This is a genomic window from Paraburkholderia lebeckiae, assembly GCF_014201005.1.
Classification (GTDB): Bacteria; Pseudomonadota; Gammaproteobacteria; order Burkholderiales; family Burkholderiaceae; genus Paraburkholderia; species Paraburkholderia tuberum.
In genome coordinates, this window is record NZ_JACHDK010000016.1 from 1 (window position 1) to 12,592 (window position 12,592).

The 12,592-nt window shown below is 64.6% G+C and carries 13 protein-coding genes; 8 read left to right on the plus strand and 5 right to left on the minus strand.

All coding sequences use genetic code 11. The features are described from left to right. Together HDG39_RS24985 and HDG39_RS24990 are read left to right on the plus strand one after the other, a co-directional pair. A partial coding sequence (locus HDG39_RS24985) for an ABC transporter permease (protein ID WP_184009485.1) occupies positions 1 to 1,118 on the plus strand: 1,118 nt, incomplete at its 5' end. Between the two features lie 19 nt (positions 1,119 to 1,137). Beyond that, on the plus strand, positions 1,138 to 2,484 hold the full coding sequence (locus HDG39_RS24990; RefSeq protein WP_184009487.1) for an ABC transporter ATP-binding protein: 1,347 nt from the start codon (positions 1,138 to 1,140) through the stop codon (positions 2,482 to 2,484). Between the two features lie 68 nt (positions 2,485 to 2,552). On the opposite strand, the gene HDG39_RS24995 is transcribed toward HDG39_RS24990, so the two are convergent. From HDG39_RS24995 to HDG39_RS25005, 3 genes are all read right to left on the minus strand, one after another. Continuing rightward, a complete protein-coding gene (locus HDG39_RS24995; RefSeq protein ID WP_184009489.1) occupies positions 2,553 to 3,089 on the minus strand; it encodes a hypothetical protein in 537 nt (178 codons plus the stop codon). Then, positions 3,086 to 3,664 (minus strand): hypothetical protein, encoded by a 579-nt coding sequence (locus tag HDG39_RS25000; protein ID WP_184009491.1) that lies wholly within the window; start codon positions 3,662 to 3,664, stop codon positions 3,086 to 3,088. The genes HDG39_RS24995 and HDG39_RS25000 overlap by 4 nt, the downstream gene beginning before the upstream one ends. 343 nt (positions 3,665 to 4,007) lie before the next feature. Further along, on the minus strand, positions 4,008 to 5,066 hold the full coding sequence (locus HDG39_RS25005) for a sigma-54 interaction domain-containing protein (protein ID WP_018419788.1): 1,059 nt from the start codon (positions 5,064 to 5,066) through the stop codon (positions 4,008 to 4,010). A gap of 399 nt (positions 5,067 to 5,465) precedes the next feature. Between HDG39_RS25005 and HDG39_RS25010 the strand changes: the two genes are divergently transcribed. From HDG39_RS25010 to otsA, 6 genes are all read left to right on the plus strand, one after another. After that, on the plus strand, positions 5,466 to 5,786 hold the full coding sequence (locus tag HDG39_RS25010; protein WP_184009493.1) for an ElaB/YgaM/YqjD family protein: 321 nt from the start codon (positions 5,466 to 5,468) through the stop codon (positions 5,784 to 5,786). Positions 5,787 to 5,844: 58 nt separating this feature from the next. Beyond that, on the plus strand, positions 5,845 to 6,096 hold the full coding sequence (locus HDG39_RS25015) for a hypothetical protein (protein WP_018419790.1): 252 nt from the start codon (positions 5,845 to 5,847) through the stop codon (positions 6,094 to 6,096). Positions 6,097 to 6,363: 267 nt separating this feature from the next. Beyond that, on the plus strand, positions 6,364 to 7,764 hold the full coding sequence (locus HDG39_RS25020) for a sigma-54-dependent transcriptional regulator (RefSeq protein ID WP_184009495.1): 1,401 nt from the start codon (positions 6,364 to 6,366) through the stop codon (positions 7,762 to 7,764). A 129-nt stretch (positions 7,765 to 7,893) separates the two neighbouring features. Beyond that, positions 7,894 to 8,142, plus strand: a complete 249-nt coding sequence (locus HDG39_RS25025; protein WP_409259209.1) for a hypothetical protein — start codon at positions 7,894 to 7,896, stop codon at positions 8,140 to 8,142. Positions 8,143 to 8,321: 179 nt separating this feature from the next. After that, entirely contained in the window at positions 8,322 to 8,534 is a 213-nt protein-coding gene (locus tag HDG39_RS25030) for a hypothetical protein (RefSeq protein ID WP_026225665.1), read from the plus strand. A gap of 230 nt (positions 8,535 to 8,764) precedes the next feature. Further along, the gene (gene otsA / locus HDG39_RS25035) at positions 8,765 to 10,192 is read left to right on the plus strand and encodes an alpha,alpha-trehalose-phosphate synthase (UDP-forming) (protein ID WP_184009499.1); all 1,428 of its coding nucleotides are present in this window, start codon (positions 8,765 to 8,767) and stop codon (positions 10,190 to 10,192) included. Between the two features lie 149 nt (positions 10,193 to 10,341). Here otsA and HDG39_RS25040 read toward each other — a convergent pair whose 3' ends face one another. Then, a complete protein-coding gene (locus HDG39_RS25040; protein ID WP_184009501.1) occupies positions 10,342 to 11,760 on the minus strand; it encodes an MFS transporter in 1,419 nt (472 codons plus the stop codon). Positions 11,761 to 11,877: 117 nt separating this feature from the next. Continuing rightward, on the minus strand, positions 11,878 to 12,381 hold the full coding sequence (locus HDG39_RS25045) for a YbhB/YbcL family Raf kinase inhibitor-like protein (protein WP_184009503.1): 504 nt from the start codon (positions 12,379 to 12,381) through the stop codon (positions 11,878 to 11,880). Positions 12,382 to 12,592 lie beyond the last annotated feature (211 nt).

Consider the following 12,592-nt stretch of genomic DNA (forward strand, 5'->3'; position numbering starts at 1 on the left):
CTTCTGAGGCGATTACGGTCGGCAATAACACGATTAAGCTGCCGGGCATCGGCGCCTACCTGGCGCAGGCGATCAGCGACAAGAACCTGCACGCGATCGGCTGGGTCATCCTCGCGATGACGGTCGTGATTCTCGCCTACGACCAGTTGCTGTTCCGTCCGCTCGTCGCGTGGGCGGACAAGTTCCGCATGGAGTTCACGAGTTCGGGCGATGCGCCGGAATCGTGGCTGCTCGACCTGATCCGCCGCACGCGGCTGATTCACCGGTTGCTCGTGCCGCTCGGCTGGATGTTCGCGCGCGCGGCCCGGGTGCGCTTCCAACTGCCGGCGTTCAGCGCGCCGCGCTTTCACATCCCGCAGCGCGAGAAGAACTCGAAGCTCGGCGACATCATCTGGGCGGCGATCGTGCTGCTCGCCACGGTGTATGTGGTGTACCGCGTGTTCCTGTATGTGCGTACCGGCGTGACGCTCGACGAGATCGGCCACGTGTTCGTGCTGGGCCTGATCACGCTCCTGCGCGTGGTCGTGCTGATCGCGATCGCTTCCGTGATCTGGGTGCCCGTCGGCGTGCTGATTGGCCTGCGCCCCGCGCTCGCGGAAAAGGTGCAGCCACTCGCGCAGTTCCTCGCGGCGTTCCCGGCGAACCTGCTGTTCCCGGTGTTCGTGATCGCGATCGTGCGCTTTCACCTGAATCCAGACATCTGGCTGTCGCCGCTGATCGTGCTCGGCACGCAGTGGTATATCCTGTTCAACGTGATTGCCGGTGCAAGCTCGTATCCGAACGACTACCGCGAGGCGGCCAAGAATTTCCACATTCGCGGCTGGCAGTGGTGGCGTCAGGCGATGCTGCCGGGTATTTTTCCTTACTACGTGACCGGCGCGATCACCGCGTCGGGCGGCGCGTGGAACGCGAGCATCGTTGCCGAGTTCGTGCAGTGGGGCGATACCAAGGTCGCCGCGCATGGCCTCGGCGCCTATATAGCGCAGACTACCGCGGCGGGCGACTATCCGAAGATCATCGTGGGCATCGCCGTGATGTCCCTGTTCGTGACCCTCTTCAACCGTCTGCTGTGGCGTCCGATGTACGCCTACGCCGAAGGCAAGCTCCGTCTAGATTGAGAAATGAAGGCTTAACGCGATGCAAAATCCTAAAGCTGCTATGACCGCCGCGCCGATCCAGACGCCGCCGAAGCCCCCGCGCCTCGGCGAGGAAATCCTGCGCGTGAAGGACGTGTGCCGCGGCTTCAACAAGACGCAGGGCGAACTGCTCGTCCTCGACGACGCGAATCTGTCGCTGCGCGAGGGCGAGATCGTCGGTCTGCTTGGCCGTTCTGGCTCGGGCAAGTCGACGCTGTTGCGCATCATCGCCGGTCTGATCGAGCCGACCGACGGCGAAGTCACGTACATGGGCAAGCCGCTCGCAGGTCCTGCGAAGGGTGTCGCGATGGTGTTTCAGACCTTCGCGCTGTTTCCGTGGCTGACCGTGCTGCAGAACGTGGAAGCGGGTCTCGAGGCGCAAGGCGTCGGCGCATCGGAGCGGCGCACGCGCGCGCTCGCCGCGATCGACCTGATCGGCCTCGACGGTTTCGAAAACGCCTATCCGCGCGAGCTGTCGGGCGGCATGCGCCAGCGCGTCGGCTTTGCGCGCGCGCTCGTCGTCGATCCGACGCTGCTGCTGATGGACGAGCCGTTCTCCGCGCTCGACGTGCTGACCGCCGAAACGCTGCGTACCGACCTGCTCGATCTCTGGACTCAGGGGCGCATGCCGATCAAGGCGGTGCTGATCGTGACGCACAACATCGAGGAAGCGGTGTTCATGTGCGACCGCATTCTGGTGCTGTCGTCGAACCCGGGCCGCGTGATCGCCGAGATCAAGGTGCCGTTCAAGCATCCGCGCAACCGTCTGGACCCGGCATTCCGCCGCCTCGTCGACGAAATCTACGCGAAGATGACCGCGCGTCAGACCGACGAAAAGACCAGGAAGGGGCTGGAGCTCGGTAGCTGGCTGCCCCACGTGTCGACCAACCTGATGGCCGGTCTGATCGAAACGCTCGCCGCCGCGCCGTATCACGGCCGCGCGGACATGCCGGAAATCGCGCGCTCGCTACACCTGGAGGTCGACGATCTGTTCCCGATCGCCGAAGTGCTGCAGCACCTCGGTTTCGCCGACGTGCGCGAGGGCGACATTTTCCTGACGCCGCCGGCGCGCGTGTTCTCCGAGTTCGGCACGCAGGAACGGAAGATGATGTTCGCCGAGCATCTGCTGCGGCACGTGCCGCTCGCGGCGCGGATCAAGAAGGTGTTGAACGAGCGGCCGGGACATCGCGCGCCGCGCGTGCGTTTCGAGCAGGAGCTCGAGGACTTCCTGTCGGACAGCGCGGCAGAAGAGACGCTCGACGCGGTCATCAACTGGGGCCGTTACGGCGAGATCTTTTCGTATAACGACCAGACTGAAATCTTCAGTCTGGAAGACGTGGAGTCTTAAGCCAAAGTTGCCGCGGAAACGAACTGCGGTTCAGACAAAAAAGCGGCGAGGAAAACCTCGCCGCTTTTTTATTGCAGATTGCCCCACCGTGCAACCGCCGGCTCGGCCGTTGCCCACTTCCAACCCTTGTCCTGCTGGCACGCGCTCGCGGTGAACCACCTCTCGGGCGCATTCGGGCCGTCGCCGTCCTGCACCGAGAACACGAAATCCTTGCACAGCGCGAGCGCCGAGCTGAACGCGCGGGTCACGCGCACCTCGCCGTGGCCGTTTTCGATCGGCAAGGTGTGCTTGACCGACCACGGTTTCGTTTCGCCGACCGGCATCGTGCCGACCAGCGCCGCCATCAGATCCTGCTGATCCTTGTGCATGCTGCGCATGTAGCGTGCGACCGCTTCGTCGGTCGCGGCCTGCACGGCCACGCCGACGCCGAGCGCGACGGCCGGATTGCTGGTCACGAGGCCTGACGCGATACCCGCCGCCGCGCCGCTCGCCGCGCCGATCGACGCGCAGCCGCTCGCCAGCAGGCTCGCGCCGACGCATAGCGCGCCGGCCGCGATGAGCCGCATCCGATCACCCATCGGAACGCCAAGCGAACGACATTTCATTGCAGCGCACCCCAGCGCTCGGTGGCGGGTTCGGCCGATGCCCAACGCCAGTCCTTACCATCACGGCAAACCGATGCGATGTAGAACGCGCTGTTCGCGGGTTTGTCGCGCGTTGCGTTTTGATCGACGGAAAAGACGATTTCCTTGCAGTCGAGCTGACCGGTGCTGATCAAACGGCTGACGGTCACGCGGCCGTGTTCGTCGTCTTCGATTGGGAAAGAGTGGGTGATGCTCCACGGGGCGACCGCGCCGACCTCGAGCGGACCGGCCGCCTGCGCGATGCTGTTCTGCGTATTCGTGTGGACCACGCGCTCCGAATACTGCACACCCGCGCGCGCGGCGGCGACCGCGCCAAGACCGATACCGGTCGCGACCGCCGCATTGCTGGTGACCTTGTTGGCGACCGCGGCGCCCGCGACACCGGCGCCCGCGACCGCGCCTTCCGTGTACAACGAACTACAGCCGCTCAATGCCGACGACACCGCCAGCGCCAGCGCGATCAGCGCCGTTACGTGGGGGCGTTTGCCAGCGACAACGGACTTCGCGTTGACAGCCCACACCATGTTCTTTTGCATTTCTCCCGTCCCTGCCCGTACAGGTGCCTGCGTTCACGCTTCGCGCGTGTAAACGAAGGACACGTCGTTTATTACGCTGCCGCATTGTGCAGGATGCGTTTTGTAATTGGCAGGGAAAAAATGCAAAAAATTGCAAAACATCGTGCGCTGCGATGTTTTCTGTTGCATGGATGGGCGGGCTTGCCTGGCTCTGCCAGGTATCTCGGACATCAGGTGAACTTGCCGTCGGCGTGAGATGTTGAGCAGGTGAATTCGGTGCCGCGAAACGCGCGGCGAAGGGTTCATGACGAACGGCACAACAGCTGGCCGCCGCCATCGGCGGACGGCTCGCGTTGCACCGTGCCTATGAGTCGGCTTCGTCTTCCCCGCTTTCGTCGCCGTATGCGCTCAGCCGGTTGTACAGCGTTTTGAGGCTCACGCCGAGCGCTTTGGCAGCGCGCCGCTTGTCGCCGCCGCAGTACTTGAGGGTGCCGAGAATGATCTGCTTCTGCGCGTCGGCGAGCGGCGTGCCGATCCACACGCTCATCGCGTCGCCTTGCGTGACCGCTTTCTTGACTCGCGACGCAAGATGCGGATGCGGCAATTCAACCGTTTTTTCCGCGAGAATGAACGCGCGATACACGGCGTTCTTCAACTCGCGCACGTTGCCCGGCCACGACCATGAACGCAGCGTTTCGATCGAGCGTTTGCTGAAGCTCTTGTTGGTGCCTTCCTGCTGATTCAATTGCGCGAGGAAGTGTTGCGCGAGCAGTTCGCGATCGTTTTCGCGCTCGCGCAGCGGCGGCGCGCGCAGCGGAAACACCGCGAGCCGGTACATCAGATCCTCGCGCAAGCCGTTTTCCTTGACGGCCACCGCGGGGTCGCGATTGGTCGCGGCGATCACGCGCACGTTGCCGCTGATCAACTCGTTGCCGCCGACGCGATAGAACGTGCCGGTTTCGAGCGCGCGCAGCAACTTGACCTGGCGCACCGGCGCCATTTCGGTGATTTCGTCCAGAAACAGCGTGCCGCCGTTCGCATGTTCGAAGTAGCCGACGCGGCCCTGGACCGCGCCGGTGAAGCTGCCTTTTTCGTGGCCAAACAGTTCGGCTTCGATCAGCTCATCGGGAATCGCGCCGCAGTTCACGGCGACGAACGCGCCGTCCTTGCGGCCACTGCGCTCGTGGATGGTGCGGGCGATCAGCTCCTTGCCGGTGCCCGATTCGCCGATGATCAGCGCGGTCGCGTCGGTATTGGCGACGCGTTCGATCTGCTCGTACAGATCGAGCATTACCGGCGACGAGCCGTACAGCAGCCCGTACGATTTCAGTCCCGCGACGGCGTCCGCGACGCGCTGCTTCGCTTGTGGCGAAGCATTGCCGCCGGCGGACACGGTGGGCGAGTCCAGATCGATTGACGCCATAAAAAGGGAAGTCCTGTGCAAATGGAGTTCGTGTTGCGGCGCGCAGGCCTTGAATGCGATAGACCGTACGGCCACTATCTCATAAAGGACGATTTAACCACTTCGACACTGATTCCGGCAATCGAACTGGCAGCCGCTGAAATAGCCGTGGGCGCAATCGGTCGAAAGTGCGCGAAATTGGCTTTATCAGTGCGCTGGAGCGGTAAATATACCGGGCACATGCATTGCCTCATTGACCGTTTGATCGAGTCGTGCGAGCTTTGACGGCTACGTCGCAGCGCCGCCGGCCAGCGCCAAACCGGCAACCTGCACCGTGCGCCCGAAGCCCGAACTGTTGCACCGGTCGGCGCACCGATTCCGCGGCAACTCACGAACGCCGAATCAGACGAGGAGTGAACAATGACTGACACCACCACGCAACAACTTGCACTCGGCGGACAGAAGATCGTCGAGGACCTTCGGGTGCTGCTGAGGGACTCGGAGGAAATGCTGCGGCTCGCCGCCAACGTGCCGGGCGAAGGTGTCGATGCCTTGCGCGACCGGCTCGGCACGCACGTGGAAACGCTGCAATCGGCGCTCGGCGATGCGCAACGCAACGTGCATCGCCGGTATCGCGAGGCGGCGGTCAGCACCGAGCACTATGTGCGCCATAACCCGTGGCGCTCGCTCGCGCTCGCGGCGGGCACCGGTTTTCTGCTCGGCGTGCTGGTCGCGCGTTAGACGCGGCGCACGCTTGGCACGGCTGCATTCATCCGCATCACGTTCCAAGGAGTTCATGATGACACGACCCACGATTGGTTTTTTTGGCGCATTGATGGCAATCGGCGGCTTCCTGGCGGTTCGCTACGTGCAACACAAACGCACGGGCCAGGTCTCACCGGCGCGCGAGCTGAGCCGCTGGGAAAACGAGGGCGGCGCGGTGGCGGCGCCGGCGACCTTGTCGACCGAACTGGCGCCCGCCTCGCACAGCGCCAACGGCTCGGGGCAGGTCAACGGCGAACCCCGCGCATGGCCGTTTCCGCGCGGCTGAAACGGTTCGCTCGAATCAAGCGGCCTGCGGCCGGCGCCTGGAACGGGATTGTTAAATGAACCTTATAAAGCCGTATAATGGATAAATTGACAACAATGACGCGGAAATCGGTGCGAACTTGCCCGTGATTGTTGCCATTTTTCATCGAATGGTCGGCTGAACGGAACGCAGTCGACTCCGCGTCATGCAGCCGACCCGACCCAGCGGCATGCCCATTGGCATGTTCCGCATATTTTCTGAACCACGCTTGCAGGCTTTCGAAACGCGATGCCACATGTACTCATTGTCGATGACGACGCAGGTACCCGCGAGGCACTTTCCGCCGTCATCGGGGAAGACGGGCTGACCACCGCCACCGCGGGCGATCTGCGCGAAGCGCGTATTCAACTTATCCGGCAGATGCCGGACGTCGTATTCACCGACCTGAAGCTGCCCGACGGCAGCGGGGTCGATCTGTTCGAAGATCTCGATCCGCGCTCCGGCGTCGAAGTGATCGTGATCACCGGCCACGCGACGGTCGAGTCGGCGGTCAGCGCTCTGAAAATGGGCGCGGCCGACTACCTCGTGAAGCCGATCAACATGCAGCGCGTGAAGTCGATCCTGTCGCGCCTGCCGCGCGCCGGCGACCTGAAGGCCGAAATCGGCACGCTGCGCGGCGAGTTGCGCCGCATGGGCCGCTTCGGTCTGATGCTCGGCAATTCACCGGCTATGCAGGAGGTCTACGACCAGATCAGCCGCGTCGCGCCGACGGCGGCCTCGGTGATGCTCGTCGGCGAATCGGGCACCGGCAAGGAAGTTGCCGCGCAGACGCTGCACGAGCTGAGCCTGCGCCGCAAGCACGCGTTCCTCGCGGTCAACTGCGGCGCGATTTCGCCGAACCTGATCGAATCGGAAATGTTCGGCCACGAGCGCGGTTCGTTCACCGGCGCGGATCGGCAGCACAAGGGCTATTTCGAGCGCGCGAACGGCGGCACGCTGTTCCTCGACGAAATCACCGAGATGCCGATCGAGTTGCAGGTGAAGCTGCTGCGCGTGCTCGAGACCGGCATGTTCATGCGCGTAGGCACGACCAAGGAAATCGAAACCGACGTGCGTCTGATCGCGGCCACCAATCGCGATCCCGAGCAGGCGGTGCTCGAAGGCAAGCTGCGGCTCGATCTGTACCACCGGCTGAACGTGTTTCCGATCAGCCTGCCGCCGCTGCGCGATCGCGGCAAGGACGTCGAGCTGCTCGCGCAATCGTTCCTCGATGAACTCAACGAGCGTCACGGCACGAAGAAGCATTTCCCTGTCGCGGTGAAGGAGATGCTGCTGTCGTATCCGTGGCCGGGCAATGTGCGCGAGCTGAAGAACTACGTGCAGCGCGCGCACATCATGTCGAGCGGGGATTCGGATAGCACGGCGACGGTGCCGTTGCAAATCACGCTGTCGAAGCCCGCGGCCGGCACCGCGATCACGATCCCGTTCGGCACCTCGCTCGCGGAAGCCGACCGTCAGTTGATTCTTGCGACGCTCGAGCAATGCGGCGGCGTGAAGACGCGCGCCGCGGAAATTCTCGGCATCAGCCTGAAGACCCTGTACAACCGGCTCGTCGAGTACGGCAACGATGCGCGCGACGACGGCGATTCCACCGACGAATCACGCGCACTCGGCGGCGCGGACGCCTGATCCGCGCTCGTTCGCACGTCATCCTCGTCCCCAGTATCCGCCCGCCCGGGCTTCCGGGCGGACACCCGAACGGCACAAGCCTTGCTGCCCTCCGGTGGAACGTAAAACGAGGTCACCGACATGCTGCACCTGCCGCATTACACTGCCGTTTCCGCGCCGTCCAGGCCGTTGCACGCTCATCGGCCCGAACCGGTCGAGCCGCCCACTGCACCGCCCGTCGCGCCGCCGGACCCGGCCGAGCCCGACACGATCCCCGGCCCGACACCCGATCCGATCGAACCCGTCGAACCAGTCACGCCGCCGATCGGCGATCCGCCGCCGCAGCCAACGCAAACGCCTCAGGCCGCCGACCGTCTGTCGCCCCCACGGCAATGTTGATACGACCCTCGATGTCGGCGCCGTGTCGCGCACTCGCACCGGGCCATGCTCTGGATCGGTGCAGCGCATTGCTGTATTTGTTACAAAGCGGGCGCATGTTTTACCGGCAATTTACGGTTTCGCCCCCTAGACTGTAGGGATGCCGCGACAAGTGGCAGGCTTCCCCGGGAGGCACGATCATGAGACACCCCGCATTGCGACGTTCCGCGCGGCACTCCAAGCGCGGGCCACGGCCGGCCGAGGTCGAGACTGAGCCGGTGGTGTCGCCGGACCCGGCCGCGCAGAATCGGATCGCCCCGCATACGCCGCCGGACGGCGAGCACAACCAGGGCGGGGTGCGTCAGGAAGGCCTCGAATACCAGCGCGATCTGGGCTCGGAGCAGGATGCCTGAGGCAGGTAGCACCCGGGCGGGGTGTCCCGGCGACCGGATACCGGTAAGAAAGACCGCCGCATTCGTCGGATTTAACAGAAAAATTTTCTTCGCCATCGTTGATGATTGCGGGGATTCGCTCGTTTGTCACATTTTTATACAACTTTATTTCCGATCTCCCAAATATCGGCATGATGCTTGCGTGCACCGTTTTGGCGCAATTCCGCATACAACGAAACAATGGAGCACTAATGAGCAGATTGATCGTGGTATCGAATCGTGTCGCACCGATTCAGGAAGCGCGTCCGGCAGCGGGCGGGCTCGCGATCGGCGTGCTGGACGCACTGAAGGAGACCGGCGGCGTCTGGTTCGGCTGGAGCGGCGAAACGGTCAGCGAGCCATCCGCGCCCGTAATCGAGAAGCAGGGCAACGTCACTTACGCGACCGTGGGCCTCACCAAGCGCGATTACGACGAGTACTACCGCGGTTTTTCGAACACCACGTTGTGGCCGACCTTCCACTATCGCAACGACCTGTCCCGCTACAACCGCGAAGACTACGCGGGCTACCAGCGCGTCAACGCGACGCTCGCGAAGCAGCTCAAGGAACTGCTCAAGCCCAGCGACATCATCTGGGTGCACGACTACCATCTGCTGCCGTTCGCGCGCTGCCTGCGCGAGCTCGGTGTGAAGAACCCGATCGGCTTCTTCCTGCACATTCCGTTTCCGGTGCCCGAAGTGTTGCGCACGATCCCGCCTCACGAGGAGATCGTCAAGGCGATGTGCAGCTACGACGTGATCGGCTTTCAGACCGAGGCGGATCGCCAGTCGTTCGTCGACTATATCGAGCGCGGTCACCACGGCACGTCGAGCGAAGACGGCATGGTGCACGCGTACGACCGCTTCCTGAAGGTCGGCGCGTACCCGATCGGCATCTATCCCGATGCGATCGCGAAGACCGCCGAGCAGTTCACCGACCGCAAGGCGGTGCGCAGCCTGCGCGACGGCATGCGCGGGCGCAAGCTGATCATGAGCGTCGACCGGCTCGATTATTCGAAGGGGCTGGTCGAGCGCTTCCAGGCGTTCGAGCGGCTGTTGCAGAACGCGCCCGGCTGGCACGGCCGCGTGTCGCTCGTGCAGATCGCGCCGCCGACCCGCGCCGACGTGCAGACCTATCAGCGCATCCGGCAAACGCTCGAAGGCGAGGCGGGCCGCATCAACGGCCGGTTCGCGCAGCTCGACTGGACGCCGATCCAGTATCTGAACCGCAAGTACGAGCGCAATCTGCTGATGGCGCTCTTCCGCCAGTCGCAAGTCGGCTATGTGACGCCGCTGCGCGACGGCATGAATCTGGTGGCCAAGGAGTACGTCGCGTCGCAGGATCCGGCCGATCCGGGCGTGCTCGTGCTGTCGCAATTCGCGGGCGCGGCCGAGCAGCTGCCGGGCGCGCTCGTCGTCAATCCGTTCGATCTGTCGCAGATGGCCGAAGCGCTCGAGCGCGCATTAGCGATGCCGCTCGCCGAACGTCAGGCGCGTCATGCGGACATGATGGAGCCGATGCGCGAGAGCAACCTGTCGGTGTGGCGCGATACGTTGCTCGATGATCTGCGCCACGTCGCGACCGCATCTTCGGTGACGGCCAAAGCGGTAAAGCTCGCTGACGTGACGGCATCGCCCTGAGCCGACACGCGCGGCCCGCGCGGGCCGCGCGTATGCCGCTCACGTCGTGCATGGAGTGACAGGGAAGATCAAAGCAAAAAGGCGTGCATCGCCTCGTGCGATGCGCGCCTTTTATCGTGCATGTCTTGCGCGCGTAGCGGCCACAGCCCTCAGGCCGGCTGCGCCACCTTCTGCATGACCCGCATCGTGCTGACGGCCGCCGCGACCGCCGAGAACCCCGCGGCCACATACAGCGCGATGATCGTCCCGCTCTGCGGCGCGACGCCGAAGATCAGCGCGACCAGCGCCGCGCCGAGCGTTTGCCCGGTCAGGCGCGCGGTGCCGAGCATGCCGCTCGCGCCGCCGCTGCGTTCGCGCGGCGCGGACGACAGCATGGTGCGATTGTTCGGCGACTGGAAGATGCCGAAGCCCGCGCCGCACAGCGCCATGCGCCACGAAATCTGCAGCGCGTCCGGGTGAGGCCCGAGCGTCGCGAGCAGCAGCAGGCCGACCGTCATCGCGGCGAGCCCGACGCCGCCGAGCCAGCCGGCCGATATCCTGTCCGACAGCACGCCGGCAATGGGCGCCGCGATGATGATGATCGCGGGCCACGGCGTCATCAAAAGACCCGTTTCGACCTGCGACATGCCGAGCGTTTCCTGCAGCAGGAACGGCAGCGACACGAACGCGAGCATCTGCGCGCAGAACGAGCAGACCGACGTGCCGACCGACAGCGCGAACACCGGAATACGCAGCAGGTCGATCGGCAGCAGCGGGGCGGGCCGCGTCAGCTGGCGACGCACGAAGAAGTAGCCGATGACCAGCGCTCCGAGCGCCTCGAGCGTCACGTAGCCGAAATGCTCGCCGTGGCCGAGGCCATCGACCGCGAAAATCAGCAGGCCGAACACGAACGCGTTCATCACCGCGCTCAGATAGTCATACGGGGATTCGTGGCCGGGGTTAATCGGCAGCGCCTTGAAGCCGCCGACGATCGCCGCGATCCCGATCGGCACGTTGATCGCGAACAGCCACGGCCAGCTCGCGATCGCGAGCACGCCCGAGGCGACCGTCGGCCCGACCGCCGACGACACCGCCACCACCATCGCGTTGATCGAGATGCCGCGCCCGAGCTGGGTGGGCGGATAGATCATGCGCACGATCGCGGTGTTCACGCTCATGATGCCGGCCGCGCCGAAACCCTGGACCACTCGCGCGAGCGCGAGCGTCGCCAGCGAGTTCGACAGCGCGCAACCGAACGACGCGACCGTGAACAGGATCAGGCCCGACAGATAAATGCGCCGGTAGCCGATGCGGTCGCCGAGCGACGCCAGCGGCAGCAGCGAGATCGTGATCGCGAGCTGATACGCGTTGACGACCCAGATCGACGCGGCGGCGCTCGCATTGAGGTTGCGCGCGATCGTCGGCAGCGCGACGTTGGCGATCGCGCTGTCGAGCACCGCGAGCGTCAGCGAGAGCGCGATGACGAGCATCGCCCAGTAGCGTTGTGGAACCGGTAGGCCCAGTTCCTTGCCTTCGAAGCGGGAAGTGGACGGCGTCGAGCCGTCCGTGCGCGGGGAGGGTGCGTGCATCGATTGTTTGATTTGTCGGAGATGTTGGCGCGCCTGTGCGCGGCTCACGCGCTGGCCGCTGCAGGCGTATCGGTCGGCGCGGCGCCGGCGTTTCCGGGCGCTGGCGCCGCGCGTGCGTTATTTGAGTTCGTAAAGGCCCGTGTGAGTCGTCGAATCGATTTCGTTCAGGTGCGTCATGAAGCGCGCGACCGCGTTGGTGGTTTCCGCGCTGACTGGCAGATGCGGCACTTTCAGCGCATGCAGCCGGAAGATATAGCGATGCGTGCGATCGCCGCGCGGCGGCGCGGCGCCGCCGAAGCCGACGGTCCCATAGTCGTTGCGCACCTGCATCGCGCCCTGCGGCAGCAGCGAGCCGTCGGCCTTGCCGGCGTTGCGCGGCAGCGAGCGCGCGTCGGCCGGAATGTTCACGACGACCCAATGCCAGAAGCCGCTGCCGGTCGGCGCGTCGGGATCGTGAACGGTGAGCACGAAGCTTTGCGTGTCCGCGGGCGGCGCTTCCCATTGCAGCGACGGCGAGATGTTTTCGCCGTCGCCGCCGAACGCCTTATCGTTGTACTCGTGGGCTCTCGGCATGAACCCGTTGGTGGGAAAATCGTCGGACCAGAGACGGAAGTCAGCCATAATGTGCCTCCCTTGTTGATTGGTTCTGGGATCGTCAGAGTGCGCGATGTCGCGGCGGGCGAGGCGCATTTCGTGGCATGCCGAAGCGCGTGAGGACGTGCCGCGAAAGCGCCGGGAAGCACCCGGAAAACGCTGCCGAAGCGTGCCTCGAAGGCATCTCGAAAGCGCGCCGGGTGAGCCTTTCGAGTGTAGCACCAGCGGCCGCAAGACT

Bases quoted from the DNA above. Each gene is read 5' to 3' on its own strand.
- HDG39_RS25045 (WP_184009503.1), bottom strand. From the start codon at position 12,381: ATGGCTGACTTCCGTCTCTGGTCCGACGATTTTCCCACCAACGGGTTC.
- HDG39_RS24995 (WP_184009489.1), bottom strand. From the start codon at position 3,089: ATGAAATGTCGTTCGCTTGGCGTTCCGATGGGTGATCGGATGCGGCTC.
- otsA (WP_184009499.1), top strand. From the start codon at position 8,765: ATGAGCAGATTGATCGTGGTATCGAATCGTGTCGCACCGATTCAGGAA.
- HDG39_RS25040 (WP_184009501.1), bottom strand. From the start codon at position 11,760: ATGCACGCACCCTCCCCGCGCACGGACGGCTCGACGCCGTCCACTTCC.
- HDG39_RS25000 (WP_184009491.1), bottom strand. From the start codon at position 3,664: ATGCAAAAGAACATGGTGTGGGCTGTCAACGCGAAGTCCGTTGTCGCT.
- HDG39_RS25015 (WP_018419790.1), top strand. From the start codon at position 5,845: ATGACACGACCCACGATTGGTTTTTTTGGCGCATTGATGGCAATCGGC.
- HDG39_RS24990 (WP_184009487.1), top strand. From the start codon at position 1,138: ATGCAAAATCCTAAAGCTGCTATGACCGCCGCGCCGATCCAGACGCCG.
- HDG39_RS25030 (WP_026225665.1), top strand. From the start codon at position 8,322: ATGAGACACCCCGCATTGCGACGTTCCGCGCGGCACTCCAAGCGCGGG.
- HDG39_RS25010 (WP_184009493.1), top strand. From the start codon at position 5,466: ATGACTGACACCACCACGCAACAACTTGCACTCGGCGGACAGAAGATC.
- HDG39_RS25020 (WP_184009495.1), top strand. From the start codon at position 6,364: ATGCCACATGTACTCATTGTCGATGACGACGCAGGTACCCGCGAGGCA.
- HDG39_RS25005 (WP_018419788.1), bottom strand. From the start codon at position 5,066: ATGGCGTCAATCGATCTGGACTCGCCCACCGTGTCCGCCGGCGGCAAT.